The 14,653-nt window shown below is 59.7% G+C and carries 16 protein-coding genes, 1 tRNA gene and 1 pseudogene; 11 read left to right on the plus strand and 7 right to left on the minus strand.

Annotated features, from left to right (window positions below; all coding sequences use genetic code 11):
* On the minus strand, nucleotides 1-553 hold a 553-nt coding region (gene gloB, locus QMM04_RS05030; RefSeq protein WP_282995756.1), incomplete at its 3' end, for a hydroxyacylglutathione hydrolase.
* A gap of 40 nt (nucleotides 554-593) precedes the next feature.
* Here gloB and QMM04_RS05035 point away from each other — a divergent pair.
* On the plus strand, nucleotides 594-1,328 hold the full coding sequence (locus tag QMM04_RS05035; RefSeq protein WP_021507307.1) for a class I SAM-dependent methyltransferase: 735 nt from the start codon (nucleotides 594-596) through the stop codon (nucleotides 1,326-1,328).
* Here QMM04_RS05035 and rnhA read toward each other — a convergent pair.
* A pseudogene (gene rnhA, locus QMM04_RS05040) lies at nucleotides 1,313-1,880 on the minus strand (ribonuclease HI). The gene QMM04_RS05035 and the pseudogene rnhA sit on opposite strands and share 16 nt — an antisense overlap.
* Here rnhA and dnaQ point away from each other — a divergent pair.
* Entirely contained in the window at nucleotides 1,834-2,565 is a 732-nt protein-coding gene (gene dnaQ / locus QMM04_RS05045) for a DNA polymerase III subunit epsilon (protein WP_058776026.1), read from the plus strand. The pseudogene rnhA and the gene dnaQ overlap by 47 nt on opposite strands.
* 134 nt (nucleotides 2,566-2,699) lie before the next feature.
* Nucleotides 2,700-2,776, plus strand: a tRNA-Asp gene (locus QMM04_RS05050).
* 100 nt (nucleotides 2,777-2,876) lie between these two features.
* Here the strand turns inward: QMM04_RS05050 and QMM04_RS05055 are convergent.
* Complete coding sequence (locus QMM04_RS05055) at nucleotides 2,877-4,370, minus strand: NCS1 family nucleobase:cation symporter-1 (protein ID WP_282995757.1); 1,494 nt, start codon at nucleotides 4,368-4,370, stop codon at nucleotides 2,877-2,879.
* Nucleotides 4,371-4,514: 144 nt separating this feature from the next.
* Here QMM04_RS05055 and QMM04_RS05060 point away from each other — a divergent pair, with 144 nt between their 5' ends.
* Genes QMM04_RS05060 through puuE form a run of 3 tightly spaced genes read left to right on the plus strand, consistent with a single transcriptional unit; the run spans nucleotide 4,515 to nucleotide 6,954 of the window.
* A complete protein-coding gene (locus QMM04_RS05060) occupies nucleotides 4,515-5,237 on the plus strand; it encodes a GntR family transcriptional regulator (RefSeq protein WP_058758029.1) in 723 nt (240 codons plus the stop codon).
* The gene (hpxA, locus tag QMM04_RS05065; RefSeq protein WP_282995758.1) at nucleotides 5,234-5,965 is read left to right on the plus strand and encodes an allantoin racemase; all 732 of its coding nucleotides are present in this window, start codon (nucleotides 5,234-5,236) and stop codon (nucleotides 5,963-5,965) included. The genes QMM04_RS05060 and hpxA overlap by 4 nt, the downstream gene beginning before the upstream one ends.
* Nucleotides 5,966-6,000: 35 nt before the next feature.
* Complete coding sequence (gene puuE, locus QMM04_RS05070) at nucleotides 6,001-6,954, plus strand: allantoinase PuuE (protein WP_021507302.1); 954 nt, start codon at nucleotides 6,001-6,003, stop codon at nucleotides 6,952-6,954.
* A gap of 74 nt (nucleotides 6,955-7,028) precedes the next feature.
* Here puuE and hpxZ read toward each other — a convergent pair whose 3' ends face one another.
* The 4 genes from hpxZ to QMM04_RS05090 are packed head-to-tail and all read right to left on the minus strand — an operon-like array spanning nucleotide 7,029 to nucleotide 10,592.
* Nucleotides 7,029-7,412, minus strand: coding sequence for an oxalurate catabolism protein HpxZ (hpxZ, locus tag QMM04_RS05075; RefSeq protein ID WP_282995759.1), 384 nt, complete (start codon nucleotides 7,410-7,412; stop codon nucleotides 7,029-7,031).
* A gap of 2 nt (nucleotides 7,413-7,414) precedes the next feature.
* Nucleotides 7,415-8,812 carry an AtzE family amidohydrolase gene (locus QMM04_RS05080; RefSeq protein WP_262264377.1) on the minus strand — a complete coding sequence of 466 codons (1,398 nt, stop codon included), beginning with the start codon at nucleotides 8,810-8,812 and terminating at the stop codon, nucleotides 7,415-7,417.
* Nucleotides 8,809-8,994 carry an oxalurate catabolism protein HpxX gene (hpxX, locus tag QMM04_RS05085; protein ID WP_059010990.1) on the minus strand — a complete coding sequence of 62 codons (186 nt, stop codon included), beginning with the start codon at nucleotides 8,992-8,994 and terminating at the stop codon, nucleotides 8,809-8,811. The genes QMM04_RS05080 and hpxX overlap by 4 nt, the downstream gene beginning before the upstream one ends.
* Nucleotides 8,995-9,005: 11 nt before the next feature.
* A complete protein-coding gene (locus QMM04_RS05090; RefSeq protein ID WP_282995760.1) occupies nucleotides 9,006-10,592 on the minus strand; it encodes a gamma-glutamyltransferase family protein in 1,587 nt (528 codons plus the stop codon).
* A 192-nt stretch (nucleotides 10,593-10,784) separates the two neighbouring features.
* Here QMM04_RS05090 and hpxU point away from each other — a divergent pair, with 192 nt between their 5' ends.
* The 5 genes from hpxU to QMM04_RS05115 all read left to right on the plus strand — a co-directional run bounded on the left by hpxU (nucleotide 10,785) and on the right by QMM04_RS05115 (nucleotide 14,650).
* Nucleotides 10,785-11,624: a MurR/RpiR family transcriptional regulator HpxU gene (gene hpxU / locus QMM04_RS05095; protein ID WP_021507298.1), complete on the plus strand. Its 840-nt coding sequence runs from the start codon at nucleotides 10,785-10,787 to the stop codon at nucleotides 11,622-11,624.
* Between the two features lie 194 nt (nucleotides 11,625-11,818).
* Nucleotides 11,819-12,604, plus strand: a complete 786-nt coding sequence (locus QMM04_RS05100) for a transporter substrate-binding domain-containing protein (protein WP_282995761.1) — start codon at nucleotides 11,819-11,821, stop codon at nucleotides 12,602-12,604.
* Between the two features lie 12 nt (nucleotides 12,605-12,616).
* Nucleotides 12,617-13,285 (plus strand): amino acid ABC transporter permease, encoded by a 669-nt coding sequence (locus QMM04_RS05105; protein WP_021507296.1) that lies wholly within the window; start codon nucleotides 12,617-12,619, stop codon nucleotides 13,283-13,285.
* Nucleotides 13,282-13,938: an amino acid ABC transporter permease gene (locus tag QMM04_RS05110; RefSeq protein ID WP_021507295.1), complete on the plus strand. Its 657-nt coding sequence runs from the start codon at nucleotides 13,282-13,284 to the stop codon at nucleotides 13,936-13,938. The genes QMM04_RS05105 and QMM04_RS05110 overlap by 4 nt, the downstream gene beginning before the upstream one ends.
* On the plus strand, nucleotides 13,919-14,650 hold the full coding sequence (locus QMM04_RS05115; RefSeq protein WP_021507294.1) for an amino acid ABC transporter ATP-binding protein: 732 nt from the start codon (nucleotides 13,919-13,921) through the stop codon (nucleotides 14,648-14,650). The genes QMM04_RS05110 and QMM04_RS05115 overlap by 20 nt, the downstream gene beginning before the upstream one ends.
* Nucleotides 14,651-14,653 lie beyond the last annotated feature (3 nt).

Here is a 14,653-nt window from a genome sequence, read left to right on the forward strand (position 1 = left end):
TTTTCGGGTCATGAGGCAGAATAGCCGCAGCAAACTTCATATTGGATAAAGTGTATTCATGCGCACAGCAGATAAGCGTATCGGCAGGGAGTTGATTAAGCGCCTGAAACGACTCAAACATTTGCTGCGCAGTGCCTTCGAACAGTCGTCCGCAGCCACCCGAAAACATCGTATCGCCACAGAAAAGATAAGGTGAGCTGAAATATGAGATATGTCCTAAAGTGTGTCCAGGCGTTGCGATGACGCGGAAATTTAGCCCGAGCAGCGTAAATTCATCACCGTCACTGAGAATAGTGCGCGCGCCTTTATCGGCGGTCTCCTGCGGACCATAAACCTCAAGTTGCGGATAGTGCTCCAGCAGTTCGCTAACGCCGCCCACGTGATCGTGATGATGATGGGTCAGCAGAATGGCCTGCGGCTGCCAGTGATTGGCGCGAATTTTTTCCAGCACCGGCCGGGCTTCACCCGGATCGACGATCAGACAGCGTCCCTGTTCATCGTTCAGTGTCCAGATGTAGTTATCCTGCAACGCGGGAATACTGGTAAGATTCATAAACACCTCTCAGGTCGTAGAAAAAGGAAAATGGTAGAGCATGAAGCCAGCGAAAACACGCCAAATCCTGACTGCGCCGCGCTCCTGGCAGGATATGCCCTGGGGCGACTATTTCCGCGACGCGTTAACCCAGCAACTGCAACCGTATCTCGGCAAGCTGTACGGCTTTCATATGCTTAAAATTGGCAGCCTCAGCGCAGAAATCAATACCCGCCAGTGTGCCATATCGCATCAGGTTAATGTGGGCGATGAGGGCGATGGGCTGCACGTCATCGCCAGCGCAACACAGTTGCCGTTTGAAGCCAAATCGATTGATGCCTGTCTGCTGGCGCACACGCTGGCCTGGAGCCAGGATCCGCACCGCGTACTGCGCGAAGTGGATCGTGTACTGATTGATGACGGCTGGATGATTATCAGCGGCTTCAATCCATTCAGCCTGCTGGGCATCAGTAAAGGCCTGCCCGGATTACAGCGCCGCGCACCGTGGAGCGGACGGATGTTCAGCCAGGTGCGCCTGCTCGACTGGCTGAGCTTACTCAACTATGAAGTGGTGTATCGTACGCGTTTTCAGGTGGTGCCGTGGCACCGCCAGGGCGGCAAGATGATCAGCACGCACCTGCCGGCGCTGGGCTGTCTGAATATCGTGGTTGCGCGTAAGCGCACCTTCCCGCTGACGCCGGGCAAAGTGAAGATGATGCCCGGCAAAACCCAGTTACGGCCAGCGGTCAATGCCACGCGGCAGTTTCGTGAAGCCAGCGATCAGGACTCAACCTGATAGCCAATATCGTCGAGGGAAGGATTGCCGGCAGCGCTGCGTGCCAGTTCATCGCAGCGTTCGTTCTCGGGATGACCGGCATGGCCTTTTACCCACTCCCATTGAATCTGATGGGTACTGAGCGCCGCGTCGAGTCGCTGCCACAGATCAACGTTCTTCACCGGCTTCTTTTCTGCGGTTTTCCAGCCGCGCTTTTTCCAGTTGTGAATCCAGCTGGTGATGCCCTGGCGCACGTACTGGCTGTCGGTGCTGAGTACCACGTCACACGGCTGGGTCAGCGCTTCCAGTGCCACAATGGCCGCCATCAGCTCCATGCGATTATTGGTAGTAAGGCGGTAGCCGGCGCTGAATAATTTCTCGTGCTGGCGGTAGCGAAGAATGGCGCCGTAGCCGCCGGGACCGGGATTGCCCAGGCAGGATCCATCGGTGAATATTTCTACCTGTTTGCGCATCTCTGGTAGACTTCCTTCTGACAAAACGCCAAGTCTGACATAAAACGAGTCCTATGAGCACTGCAAATAACCGCCAGATCGTCCTCGATACCGAAACCACCGGCATGAACATGATCGGTGTGCACTATGAAGGACATCGCATCATTGAAATCGGTGCGGTTGAGGTGATTAACCGTCGCCTGACCGGCAACAACTTCCATATGTATCTCAAGCCCGATCGGCTGGTGGATCCGGAAGCGTTCGGCGTACACGGTATTGCCGATGAATTCCTCGCCGATAAGCCGACCTTTGCGCAAATCGCCGACGAATTCCTCGATTACATTCGCGGCGCGGAGCTGGTGATCCATAACGCTTCGTTCGACATCGGCTTTATGGATTACGAATTTGCCATGCTGCAGCGTGACATCGGCAAGACAGAAACCTTCTGTCAGATCACCGATAGCCTGGCGATGGCGCGTAAAATGTTCCCGGGCAAGCGCAACAGCCTGGATGCGCTGTGTAACCGTTTCGAAATCGACAACAGCAAACGTACGCTGCACGGCGCTTTGCTTGATGCCGAGATTCTGGCCGAAGTGTTCCTCACCATGACCGGCGGCCAGACCTCGCTGGCGTTTTCGATGGAAGGCGAGCAGAGCAATCAGGTGGCAGGCGAGCACATTCAGCGCATCGTTCGTCCGGGCGCCGGCCTGCGCGTGGTTAGCGCCAGCGATGAAGAGATAATGGCGCACGAGAGCCGGCTCGATCTGGTGCAAAAGAAGGGCGGCAGCTGCCTGTGGCGCGCCTGAAACCGCTGATTTTGCGTGGAAAAGCGTCGTTAAGCTGAAAAAACCGGCAAACGAGAGATTCCCCTGTAAAAAGCGTTGACGAGGGATGAGGCTGCCATTAATATGCGCCTCGTTCCCGACGGGGAACAAAGCGCGGAGCGGTAGTTCAGTTGGTTAGAATACCTGCCTGTCACGCAGGGGGTCGCGGGTTCGAGCCCCGTCCGTTCCGCCAATCTCTTTAAAGAAGCCGATGCAGCAATGCATCGGCTTTTTGCTTTTCTGAATCATACCCATCTGGCGTACGGTCGCCATTCATGGCGACCACCAGCGCATTAATCCTTCTGTACCGCCACTTCCGCACGATAGCTGGTTTGCGGCACCTCACGTTCGGCGCGCGCCAGCCAGCGGTAGCAGCCAGCGCCCAGCGCCACGCCGATGAACCAGCTGAAGTTTGCCACTGCGTGCAGGGACGGAATAAAGCTAATCACCAGACAAATGCCGACGGAAGGCAGCAGTGCAGCAATCGCTTTCGGATTGAAACCGCCGCGGTACCAGTAGCGGCCTTTTGGCGTATCGTTGAACAGGTCATCAACGTATACCTTACTGCGTTTGATCAGGTAGAAATCGGCGATCAGAATGCCAAACAGCGGCCCGATAAACGATCCCAGCACATCCAGCGTGTAGTGAATCAGCTCCGGCGACTGGAACAGATTCCACGGCGTCAGCAGCACTGAACCCACGGCGGCGATCATGCCACCGGCGCGGAAGCTGATCTTCTGCGGTGAGCAGTTAGAGAAATCAAACGCTGGCGAAACGAAGTTCGCCACGATGTTGATGCCGATGGTGGCGGTAATCATGGTCAGCAGCCCGATAGCGACCGCCACATCGTTGCCTACCATGCTCACGGTTTCGATCGGGTCGGTGATCATTTTGCCAAACAGCGACTGAGTACCCGAGACGATGACCACGGTCACAATCGAAAACAGCAGGAAGTTGAACGGCAGGCCCCAGCGGTTGCCGCGGCGAATCTCACCCATGCTTTTGCCGTAGCGCGAGAAGTCACCAAAGTTGAGCAGCGGACCGGAGAAATAAGAGACCACCAACGCGGTCGCGGTAATCATCTGCCAGGTTTGCTCGCCCGCGCTCAGTGATTTACTGGCGAGGGTGAAGGAGATACCGTCAAAACCGGTTTTGTATACAATCCAGCCCGCCAGCGCCACCATCACCACGTATACCGCCGGACCGGCGATATCGATAAAGCGTTTAATCGCGCTCATGCCATGCCAGAATACCATCGCCTGCAGCAGCCACATTACGCCGAAACAGCACCAGCCAAGCTGCGACAGGCCGAGCCAGCTGCTCTGCGTCATGCTGCTTAACGACGGGTAGAACTTCAGCAGCACCAGCATCAGCGCATTCGCCGCCAGATAGGTCTGAATGCCGTACCAGGCGAAGGCGATCAGCCCGCGAATCACCGCCGGGATGTTGGCCCCGAACACGCCAAATGCCTGACGCGAAATCACCGCATAAGGCACGCCGGCCATCTGGCTCGGCTTTGCCACCAGGTTAGCGCACAGCTGCACGATGCAAATTCCCACCAGCAGACACAGCAGCACCTGCCAGCTGGCCAGACCGAGGGTGAAGAAGCTGGCCGCCACTACATAACCCCCCATGCTGTGCACGTCCGACATCCAGAACGAAAAAATGTTGTACCACGACCAGCTCTGGTTGCGGGTCGGCGCCAGGTCGTCGTTACACAGACGCGGGCTGTAATGGGCGTTGGCTTCAGAGGCCACCGCAGAGGTCACTTCAGAATGATTTGGCATGAAACCTGCTCCTCTTAACTTCATGGAAAAATAATGACAGCGTGAAACGGTATTGCAGGATCCAGGCCAGAATTGATTTCTTGTATACAAAAAATGAATTTCACGTATACGATGTCTGCATGCAGTCACTTGCCGGAGCGGGAAATGAAGAGTGAAACAGGCCAGAAAACGGCTGCCGATCTGAATGACAGAGACGAACCTATCTATCAGGCGTTGCTGAACGCCATCGTGGAGCACCAGCTGCCGCCGGGCAGCAAATTGCCGGAAGAGGCGCTGTCGGAGGTGTTTGGCGTCAGCCGCACCGGCATTCGTAAGGTGCTGCAGCGCCTCGCGGCGGTGCAAATGATCACCCTGTCGCCCAGACGTGGTGCACAGGTGGCGACGCCGGGCGTGGAGGAAGCGCGCGACATCTTCGCCACGCGCAGCCTGCTGGAGTGCGCCAACCTGCCGGCGGTGCTGGCGCATCTGCAGCCGCCGCATCTCGCCGCGCTAAGTGGCTTAATTGCCGACGAGCAGCAGGCGCACCAGCAGCATGACGGGGCCGCCGCCATCCGTCTGTCTGCGGCTTTTCATATCCAGCTGCAGGCGATTTCCGGCAACCAGGTGCTAACTGACATGGTGACGCGCCTGACGCAGCGCTCCTCGCTGGTGATCGCCGCTTACGGTGCACCGTGGCAGCGCGGCTGTCGTTGCGATCATCACGATCGGCTGGTGGATCTGCTGCGGCAAAACGATCTGCCGGCGTTAACCACGGCGCTGCAGCATCACTTCGAACATATCGTCGCCAGCCTGCACTTTGAACGCAGCGGCGAAACCCTGCCTGATTTCACCCGGTTATTTGCCGGTCATAAAGGAGCGGCATCATGAGCCTGATCCAGGTGATCAACCCGAATACCAGCGCCGCCATGACGGCGACCATCGGCGCAGCGGCACGCGCCGTGGCCGCACCTGGCACGGAGATTGTGGCGGTGTGCCCGATCGAGGGCGTGCCCTCCATTGAAGGACACTTTGATGAAGCGATTGCCGCGGTGGGCGTGCTGGAACAGGTAAAACGCGGCAAAGAGCAGGGCGTCAGCGGCCATATCATCGCCTGCTTTGGCGATCCGGGACTGCTGGCGGCGCGCGAACTGGCGAGCGGACCGGTGATTGGCATTGCCGAAGCGGCGATGCACACCGCGACGCTGGTGGCGACGCGCTTTTCGATTGTCACCACGCTGCCGCGCACGCTGGTGATCGCCCGCCATCTGCTGCAGCAATACGGATTCAGCCATCACTGTGCCGCGCTGCACGCCATTGACCTGCCGGTGCTGGCGCTTGAGGACGGCAGCGGCGTCGCGCAGGAGAAAGTGCGTGAGCGCTGTCTGCAGGCGAAACGTGAAGATGGCAGCGGCGCGATTGTGCTGGGCTGCGGCGGCATGGCGTCGCTGGCGCAGGACCTGACTAAAGAGCTGGGCCTGCCGGTGATTGATGGCGTCAGTGCGGCGGTGAAAATGGTCGAGTCATTACTGGCGCTGGGCTTTGGTACCAGCAAACACGGCGATCTGGCTTACCCGATTAAAAAACCGCTCAGTGCGGCATTTCAGCACCTAAACTAAGGGCTGGTTGAGGACTGATGACAGGAACTTGCAGAATGAGTGATGTATCTGAAAAGAAAGAGTACAGCTTCAACAAAAATTATCCGCGCGATCTGATTGGCTATGCGGGCCAGCCGCCGCACGCGCAGTGGCCGGGTGAGGCGCGGGTGGCGGTGCAGTTCGTGCTCAATTATGAAGAGGGCGCTGAAAACAATGTGCTGCACGGTGACGCGGGCTCTGAGCAGTTTCTCTCCGACATCATCGGTGCCGCCAGCTATGCCGATCGCCACATGTCGATGGATTCCCTGTATGAGTACGGCTCGCGTGCCGGTTTCTGGCGCATCCATCAGGAGTTTCAGCAGCGCGGCCTGCCGCTGACCATCTTTGGCGTCGCGATGGCGCTGGCGCGGCATCCGCAGATTGTCGAGGCCATCAAAGCCGCCGATTACGATGTGGTCAGCCACGGCTGGCGCTGGATTCACTATCAGGGGATGGATGCCAAAACCGAGCGTCAGCACATGCAGCAGGCAGTGGACGTGCTCACCGAGTTATTCGGTAAAGCCCCCACCGGCTGGTATACCGGGCGCGACAGCCCCAATACGCGGCGGCTGGTGGTCGAGCAGGGCGGCTTCAGCTACGACAGCGATTACTACGGTGACGATCTGCCGTTCTGGACGCAGGTTACCTGTCAGGACGGCACGGTGAAGCCGCATCTGATCATTCCCTACACGCTGGAGTGCAACGACATGCGCTTCGCCACGCCGCAGGGATTCAACACCGCCGAGCAGTTCTATACCTATCTGCGCGATACCTTTGATGTGCTGTATGAAGAGGGCGCGACGGCGCCGAAGATGATGTCGATTGGCATGCACTGCCGTCTGCTGGGGCGTCCGGGGAAATTCCGCGCGCTGCAGCGTTTCCTCGACCATATTCAGCAGCACGACAAGGTGTGGGTGTGCACGCGTCAGCAGATTGCCGATCACTGGATGAAAACGCATCCGGCTGCCTGAGCGGCCTTACCTTCCACGGATGTCAGGTCGTTTTTGCCCTCTCTTATCAGGAGAGGGCAACACTCGCGCCCGCCTCAGCTCATCAAACTCACCTGTGCCGCCACGATACGCCAGCCGCACGGCAGCCGTACCCAGGTCTGCTGCTGACGGCCGATCTTCTCTACGCCCTCGCGGGTAAACTCGGTGCTGCATACCGCATAGTCATCGCCAAAGGTGGTGATGACCGTATTGCGCAGCGTGCGATCGAGCCCCTTTGATGGCCGCGCCGCGCGAAAGGCGCGAATCTCGTCAATCCCGTACAGATTTTCTCCGGCACCGAGTCGCACCGTACGCGTATCGTGCCAGAACAGCTCGTCCAGCACCGCGACATCATTGCTCACCAGCGCCTGCTCGTAGCGGTAAAACGCGGCGGTGACTTCAGCCAGTATCGCCGGACGATCGATATGTTCAGGTGTCATCTTCAGGCATCCATAAAAGAGGTTTGTGGCAGCGTCACACCCTGCTGCTGCAGTGCCCAGGCGGCGCGCAGCGCCAGCTGTTCGTTAAACGGCGCAGCAATCAGCTGCAGGCCAATCGGTAAGCCGCTGGCAGTGAGCAGCGGTACGCTACACACCGGCAGGCCGAGGAACGAAATCGGCTGCGTCAGCATGCCCATGCTGGCGCGTGTCGGCAAATCCTGACCGTTGATGTGAATGGTTTCCTGGCCGATGGTGGTGGCGGTACAGGGCGTGGCCGGGGCGATCAGCACGTCATAATGGTCGAACAGCGGCAGCACCTGCTGCTGGAAGTGACGGCGAAAACGCTGGGCCTGCACATACCACGCGGCGGGCAGCATCGCGCCAGCCAGCAGGCGTTCGCGTGAATTCGGCTCAAAGCGTTCTGGCTGGGTGCGCAGCGCCGGCAGATAGTGATTGCCGCCTTCCGCGGCGGTCATGATAAACGCGGCCGAGCGCGCCAGTTCGGCCTGGGGCAGCGTCACTTCTTCTGTCGCGCCGAGCGCGCTGGCCGCTACCGCCACCGCCGCGCGCGCCTCATCGCTGCACCAGTCAGCAAAAAAGCCGCCCAGCACCGCGCTGCGCAGCTTTTCGCTGCCAGCAGAGAGCCTGTCACTGACCGGTTCCGCAGGCCGCGCCGCCTGAAACGCATCGCTGGCGTCGCCGCCCTGCAGCGCATCGTAGACCAGACTCAAATCTTCCACCGAGCGGGCAAACGGACCGATGTGATCGAGGCTGGCGACAAACGGATGGCTGCCGCTGCGCGACAGACGACCAAAGGTGGGTTTCAGGCCGAAAATGCCGCACAGCGAAGCAGGCACGCGAATCGAGCCGTTGGTGTCGGTGCCGAGTGAAAAGTGCACCAGCCCGGCAGCGACGGCTGCCGCGGAACCGCCAGATGAGCCGCCGGCCACGCGCGACAGATCGCGCGGGTTGCGGGTGGCACCATAATGGGTGTTCTCGGTGGTAAAGCCGTAAGCGTAGGCGTCCATATTCAGCATGCCGGAGAGCAGCGCGCCGCTCTGCTGCAGCTTAGAGACCGCCCATGCATCCTGCTGCGCCACCGGCCGCTCGCTGAACAGGCTGGCACCGGCAAGCGTGCTGTGACCGGCGACGTCAAACAGGTTTTTTACCGCATAGGGAATGCCAGCCAGCACCGGCAGCGGCTCGCCGCGCTGACGCTGCTGATCCAGCCGATCGGCTTCCCGCAGCATGCGCTGCGCGGTGACGGCGGTCCAGGCGTTGATCGCCGGGTTATGCTGTTCAATGGCGGCCAGCGTCTGCTGTGCGATGTCGCGCGCGCTGAGATCGCCCTGCGCCAGTGCCTGCTGCAGCTGGCTAATCGATAAGGCTGCCAGCGTCATGGATGAAATACTCCCGCCACTTCCAGGCGATCGTCCAGCGGCAGCGCCATCAGCGGCTGCGCCATTGCGGCGATACGGTTAAACTGCGTCAGCAATTCAGCGCGGCGCGTATCGTCCAGTTCCAGCGCCAGAATTTGTTCCATTTGGACGATGTAGGCCGCCCAGTCCGGTTGTGCACTCATGATTGTCTCCGTTAAAAACCGGCAGCGCTGCCGTTGCTGCGCGGATCAAACGCGCCTTCCAGCATGCCATTGTTGTGTCTGACGATGGCGCCGGCGTGGCCCACCACTTCACTGTATTCAGCCAGCAGTTCGACCTCATGACCGAGCGCGCGCAGCTGCTGCACGGTTTCAGGCGCGATGCGCGCCTCCAGCTTGAGGGAGTCCGAGGATTGGCCCCAGGTGCGGCCAAGCAGCCAGCGCGGTGCGCTGACCGCCTGCTGCAGCGGCTGGCCCTGAATGACATAGCGGGTAAAGATCGCCGCCTGGGTTTGCGGCTGGCCATCACCGCCCATTGAGCCGTACACCAGCGTGCGGCCATCTTTCAGGCGTGCAGCCGCTGGATTGAGCGTATGGAACGGCTGTTTGCCCGGTGCCAGCGTCAGCAGGTGATCCGGCTGCAGGCTGAACGCCGCGCCACGGTTTTGCCAGGTAATACCGGTGCCGGGCAGCACGACGCCGCTGCCAAATTCGTGGTAAATGCTCTGGATAAAGGAGACCGCCAGGCCGCTGCTGTCCATCACGCCCATCCACACGGTATCGCCCGGTCCGCGTCCGGTGCCCCAGGGCGCGGCGCGATCGTCCTGCACCTGCGCGGCCAGCGTGCCGAGATAATCGGCATTCAGCAGCGACTGCACATCAATCGCCATGTGACGCGGATCGGTGATGTGTTGATCGCGCAAGGCAAAGGCCTGTTTGGTGGCTTCAACGATGCGGTGCACCGTCTGCGCTTCACTGGCGTCGGCCATCGCCAGACGATCGGTGATCCCGAGGATCGCCAGCGATACCAGCCCCTGCGTTGGCGGCGTCATGTTCCAGATATCGCCTTCGCTGTGCGCGAGGTGCAGCGGCGTGCAGCGCCGGGCGCGCTGCCGGTGTAAATCGTCCAGCGTAATCGGCATGCCGAGCGCGCCCATTTCGCGTGCCAGATGGTGCGCCAGCTCACCGCGATAAAAGCTCTCCAGCCCTTGCTCGCTCAGCACGCTCAGCGTCTGTGCCAGTGCCGGCTGGGTAAAACGACTGCCGGCGGCGGGCGGTGCGCCATCAGGCAGAAAGGTGGCAGCAAAACCGGGCTGATGCTGCAGCTCATGCTGTTTTGCCGCTGTCGCCGCCGCCTGGGAGGCGGTGACCGGAATGCCATCGGCCGCATAGCGAATCGCATCGCGCAGCAAACGGCTCAGCGGCAGCGGCGTCGCGCCCAGTTCGTGCGCCAGCGTCAGCGCTTCCTGCCAGCCGCTGACGGTGCCGGCGACCGTCAGTGCCGCTTTGGGGCTGCGATGCGGGATATGGCTTTCGCCGTGGTAGAAGTCGGGGTGCGCCAGCGAGCCGGCAGCGCCGCTGGCATCGATGGCAATCGGATCGCCGCTGGGTGGCACCACCAGCCAGAAGCCGTCGCCGCCAAGGCCATTCATGTGCGGATAGACCACCGCGATGGTCGCCGCGGCCGCCACCATCGCTTCCAGCGCGTTGCCGCCTTCACGCAGTACCGCCAGTGCGCTTTCGCTGGCAAGGTGATGTGGCGTCACCGCCATGCCCATCGGGGCCATATTGCTTTGAATCATAATGAACTGTTCCCGGATTATTCTTTTGTAGCGGCGCGATTTGGCGCGCTGGATAGGGAAAACAAGCGCAACAAATTGCGCCGCTACCAGTCTGTAGCAATGGTAAAGCAAGAGCCGTTCCAGTTTTGGTGTTACGCCAGCCTGGATCGATTTATGCTAGCTTGTGATGAAACGAAAGTTACAGGACCGATGATGAAACAGCTCGATGAACGCCTTCGCAGTCACTATCCGCAACTGTCGCCGCAGGAGCAGCGCATTGCTGACTTTGTGTTTGACCATTTTGATGACCTGATTAGCTATAACAGCGCCGAGCTGGCGCGGCTCAGCGGTGTATCAAAGGCCACGGTGAGCCGGCTGTTCAAACGCCTCGGCTATGAAAAATACAAAGACATGCGTGACGAACTGCGCACCCTGCGCCAGAGCGGAATGCCGCTCACCGATAACCGCGACGCGGTGCAGGGCAACACGCTGCTGTCGCGCCATTACAAGCAGGAGATGGCGAACCTGACGCAGTGGGTCAACAGCATTGACGCCCGGCAGTTTAGCGAGGTGATTGCCGCGCTGGGCGCCGCACGGCGGGTGTTCATCATTGGGATGCGCAACGCGTATCCGGTGGCGCTGCACCTGCGTCAGCAGCTGCTACAGGCGCGCGCTCAGGTGCAGGTGTTGCCGCAGCCAGGCCAGACGCTGGGTGAAGAGCTGGTGGACATGACGCCGGAAGATGTGGTGGTGGTGATGGCGTTTCGCCGCCGGCCACGCATCATTCGTCCACTGATGCAGCAGCTGCAGCAGAGCGGCATCCCGGTGCTGGTGCTGTGCGAACCGCAGGCGCAGGGCATTCTCACCCTGGCGCGCTGGCAGCTGTGCGCACCGCTCGACAGCGTTTCCGCCTTTGACAGCTACGCCTCGGCAATGAGCCTGATCAACCTGCTGGCTAACGCGCTGCTGCACGAAATGCTGTCGCAGGGGCGTCAGCGCATCCATCAGATTGCCGATCTTTACCAGCAGCTCGACGAGCTGGAACACCGCTAAAGGGCACCGTTTTGGTGCTTTGCACCTTTTTTGATCGCAACCGCTAACGGGGTGAACCCCGTTATGGTGCGCCATTATCCGCATTAAATCCTCTGCTTAGCCGCTGCGTTTGTTGCCCGTCGTGATTGGCACATTAGTTGCAAATCGATTTATCAAGAATCTTTTGTTTCACCATTAACTCACCGGGGTGCATAATGAACAAAGTTTTACTGGCAGTAGCAGGTGCAGCATTACTGATAGCGCAGGCTGGCAGCGCGATGGCCGATCAGCTGCAGGATATCCAGAAGCGCGGCGTGATTCGCGTGGCGGTGCCGCAGGACTTCCCGCCGTTTGGCTCGGTCGGTACCGATCTGCAGCCGCAGGGCTATGACATCGACATGGCGAAATACCTCGCGAAGCAGATGAAACTGAAGTTGCAGCTGGTGCCGGTGACCAGCGCTAACCGCGTACCGTATCTGCAGACCGATAAAGTCGACCTGGTGATCTCCAGCATGGGCAAAAACGCCGAGCGCGAAAAAGTGATCGACTTCAGCCGCGCCTACGCACCGTTCTTCCTCGGCGTGTTCGGCCCGAAAGGCGAGACGCTGAAAGATGCGGCGGCGCTGAGCGGTAAATCGATTGGCGTGACGCGCGGTGCGGTAGAGGACATGGTACTGAGTGATGTTGCTCCGAAAGATGCTCAGGTGAAGCGCTACGAAGATAACAACACCACGCTGTCCGCCTATCTCTCCGGTCAGGTGCAGTATGTCGCTACCGGTAACCTGGTGGTCGCGGCGATTGCGCGCCAGAACGCGGAAAAAGCCCCGGTGCCGCAGTTTATGCTGAAAGATTCACCGTGCTTTATCGGCCTGAAAAAGAATGAGCCAGCGCTGAAAGAGAAAGTGAACGCACTGATTGAGCAGGGTATTAAAGACGGCACGCTGAACAAGCTGTCGGAAGAGTGGCTGAAAGCGCCGCTGCCTGCCAACCTCGGCGCATAACAGGAACGGCCAATGATTGGGCAACTTAACTTTGCAGATCTCTGGCCGCACTGGCCAGAGCTGCTGGCCGGACTGTGGGTCACGGTGCAGCTTACGGTGCTGGCAACGGTGGGCGGTGTCGGACTGGGTATTCTCGGCGCGGCGCTGCGCAGCGGCAAACCGGGCTGGGCCAGCCGCCTGTGGGGCATCTACGTCGAGCTGATTCGCAACACGCCGTTTGTGGTACAGCTGTTTTTTATCGTGTTTGGTCTGCCTAATCTCGGGCTGAAACTGACGGCCGGTGAAGCGGCGCTGCTGGCGATGCTGATTAACCTTGGCGCCTATAGCACTGAAATCATCCGTGCCGGTATCCAGGTCACGCCGCGCGGGCAGTGGGAAGCGGGGCGCGTGCTCGGACTGAGCCGCACGCAAACCTTCATCCGCGTGGTGCTGCCGCCCTCGCTGCAGCGCATTTATCCGGCGCTGGTCAGCCAGTGCATCATTGTGATGCTCGGCTCGTCGGTGGTGTCGCAGGTCTCTTATGAAGAGCTGACGTTTGCCGCCAACCTGATTCAGTCGCGCACCTTTTTGAGTTTTGAAGTCTATCTGGTGACCACGCTGATCTATCTGGCGTTGTCGATTGCCATGCGTCAGCTGCTGCTGGCGCTGGGTCGCAAATGGTTTGGAGCGCAGCCGGCATGACGACGTTTACTGACTGGGACATCCTGCGCAACCTGCTGCTGGCGGCGCGCTGGACGATTTTGCTGTCGCTGGTGGCCTTTTTCGGCGGCACGCTGGTGACACTGCCGCTGCTGTTTCTGCGTCTGCTGCAGCGGCGCTGGCTCACCCGCCTGATTCGCTGTTATACCGAGCTGTTTCAGGGCACACCGCTGCTGATGCAGCTGTTTCTCGCCTTCTTCGGCGTCGGCCTGTTCGGCATCGACGTCGCGCCCTGGACGGCGGCGTCACTGGCGCTGACGCTGTATACCAGCGCGTTTTTACTGGATATCTGGTACGGCAGCATTCGCGCGCTGCCAAAAGGGCAGTGGGAAGCGTCGCGCTGCCTCGGCCTGAACTTTGGACAGACGCTGTATCGCGTGGTGGCACCGCAGGCTATCCGCATCGCCATCGCGCCGACCGTTGGCTTTGCCGTGCAGGTGATCAAGGGCACCGCGCTGGCGTCGATTATCGGCTTTGTCGAGCTGACCAAAGCCGGCACCATTCTCAACAATGTGACGTATCAGCCCTTCAAGGTGTTTGGCCTGGTGGCGCTCGGTTACTTCCTGATGTGTTATCCGCTGTCGCGTTACAGCCAGTACCTGGAGAAAAAATTCAATGCCGCTCATCACCATTAATCAGGTCCAGAAGTACTACGGTGATAACCACGTACTGAAAGGGGTCGATCTGGATATCGACAACGGCGAAGTGATTTCCATTATTGGCCGCAGCGGCTCCGGTAAAAGTACCCTGCTGCGCTGCATGAACGGGCTGGAAGGCTATCAGGAAGGCAGCATTAAACTGGGTGGCATGACGATTACCGATCGTGAATCGCAGGCGCGTGAAATCAGCCGCTCGGTGGGCATGGTGTTTCAGAACTTTAACCTGTTTCCGCACATGACCGCGCTGGAAAACGTGATGCTGGCACCGCGCCGCGTACTGAAAAAAAGCGAGGCGGAGTGCCGCACGCTGGCCACGCAGATGCTGGAAAAAGTCGGGCTCGGCGAACGCCTCAATTACTACCCGGCCAACCTGTCGGGCGGTCAGCAGCAGCGCGTGGCGATTGCCCGCGCGCTGGCGATGCAGCCAAAAGTTTTACTCTGTGACGAAATCACCTCGGCGCTCGATCCGGAGCTGGTGGGTGAAGTACTGAAAGTGCTGGAGCAGCTGGCCGCCGAAGGCATGACGCTGATTCTCGTCACCCATGAAATGAACTTCGCCCGCGACGTGGGCGACCGCGTGGTGTTTATGCATCAGGGACGCGTGTGGGAGCAGGGCGACAGCAAAACGCTGTTTGCAAATCCACAAACCGCCGAGCTGAAGCAGTTTATTTCCACCGTGCGTCTGTAACCG

Source organism: Pantoea sp. Pa-EAmG, assembly GCF_030024295.1.
GTDB classification, from domain to species: domain Bacteria; phylum Pseudomonadota; class Gammaproteobacteria; order Enterobacterales; family Enterobacteriaceae; genus Pantoea; species Pantoea dispersa.

Bases quoted from the DNA above. Each gene is read 5' to 3' on its own strand.
- QMM04_RS05060 (WP_058758029.1), top strand. From the start codon at position 4,515: ATGAAGAGTGAAACAGGCCAGAAAACGGCTGCCGATCTGAATGACAGA.
- hpxZ (WP_282995759.1), bottom strand. From the start codon at position 7,412: ATGACACCTGAACATATCGATCGTCCGGCGATACTGGCTGAAGTCACC.
- dnaQ (WP_058776026.1), top strand. From the start codon at position 1,834: ATGAGCACTGCAAATAACCGCCAGATCGTCCTCGATACCGAAACCACC.
- QMM04_RS05110 (WP_021507295.1), top strand. From the start codon at position 13,282: ATGACGACGTTTACTGACTGGGACATCCTGCGCAACCTGCTGCTGGCG.
- hpxX (WP_059010990.1), bottom strand. From the start codon at position 8,994: ATGAGTGCACAACCGGACTGGGCGGCCTACATCGTCCAAATGGAACAA.
- QMM04_RS05100 (WP_282995761.1), top strand. From the start codon at position 11,819: ATGAACAAAGTTTTACTGGCAGTAGCAGGTGCAGCATTACTGATAGCG.
- QMM04_RS05115 (WP_021507294.1), top strand. From the start codon at position 13,919: ATGCCGCTCATCACCATTAATCAGGTCCAGAAGTACTACGGTGATAAC.
- QMM04_RS05105 (WP_021507296.1), top strand. From the start codon at position 12,617: ATGATTGGGCAACTTAACTTTGCAGATCTCTGGCCGCACTGGCCAGAG.
- QMM04_RS05055 (WP_282995757.1), bottom strand. From the start codon at position 4,370: ATGCCAAATCATTCTGAAGTGACCTCTGCGGTGGCCTCTGAAGCCAAC.
- QMM04_RS05080 (WP_262264377.1), bottom strand. From the start codon at position 8,812: ATGACGCTGGCAGCCTTATCGATTAGCCAGCTGCAGCAGGCACTGGCG.
- QMM04_RS05090 (WP_282995760.1), bottom strand. From the start codon at position 10,592: ATGATTCAAAGCAATATGGCCCCGATGGGCATGGCGGTGACGCCACAT.
- hpxA (WP_282995758.1), top strand. From the start codon at position 5,234: ATGAGCCTGATCCAGGTGATCAACCCGAATACCAGCGCCGCCATGACG.
- puuE (WP_021507302.1), top strand. From the start codon at position 6,001: ATGAGTGATGTATCTGAAAAGAAAGAGTACAGCTTCAACAAAAATTAT.
- QMM04_RS05035 (WP_021507307.1), top strand. From the start codon at position 594: ATGAAGCCAGCGAAAACACGCCAAATCCTGACTGCGCCGCGCTCCTGG.
- hpxU (WP_021507298.1), top strand. From the start codon at position 10,785: ATGAAACAGCTCGATGAACGCCTTCGCAGTCACTATCCGCAACTGTCG.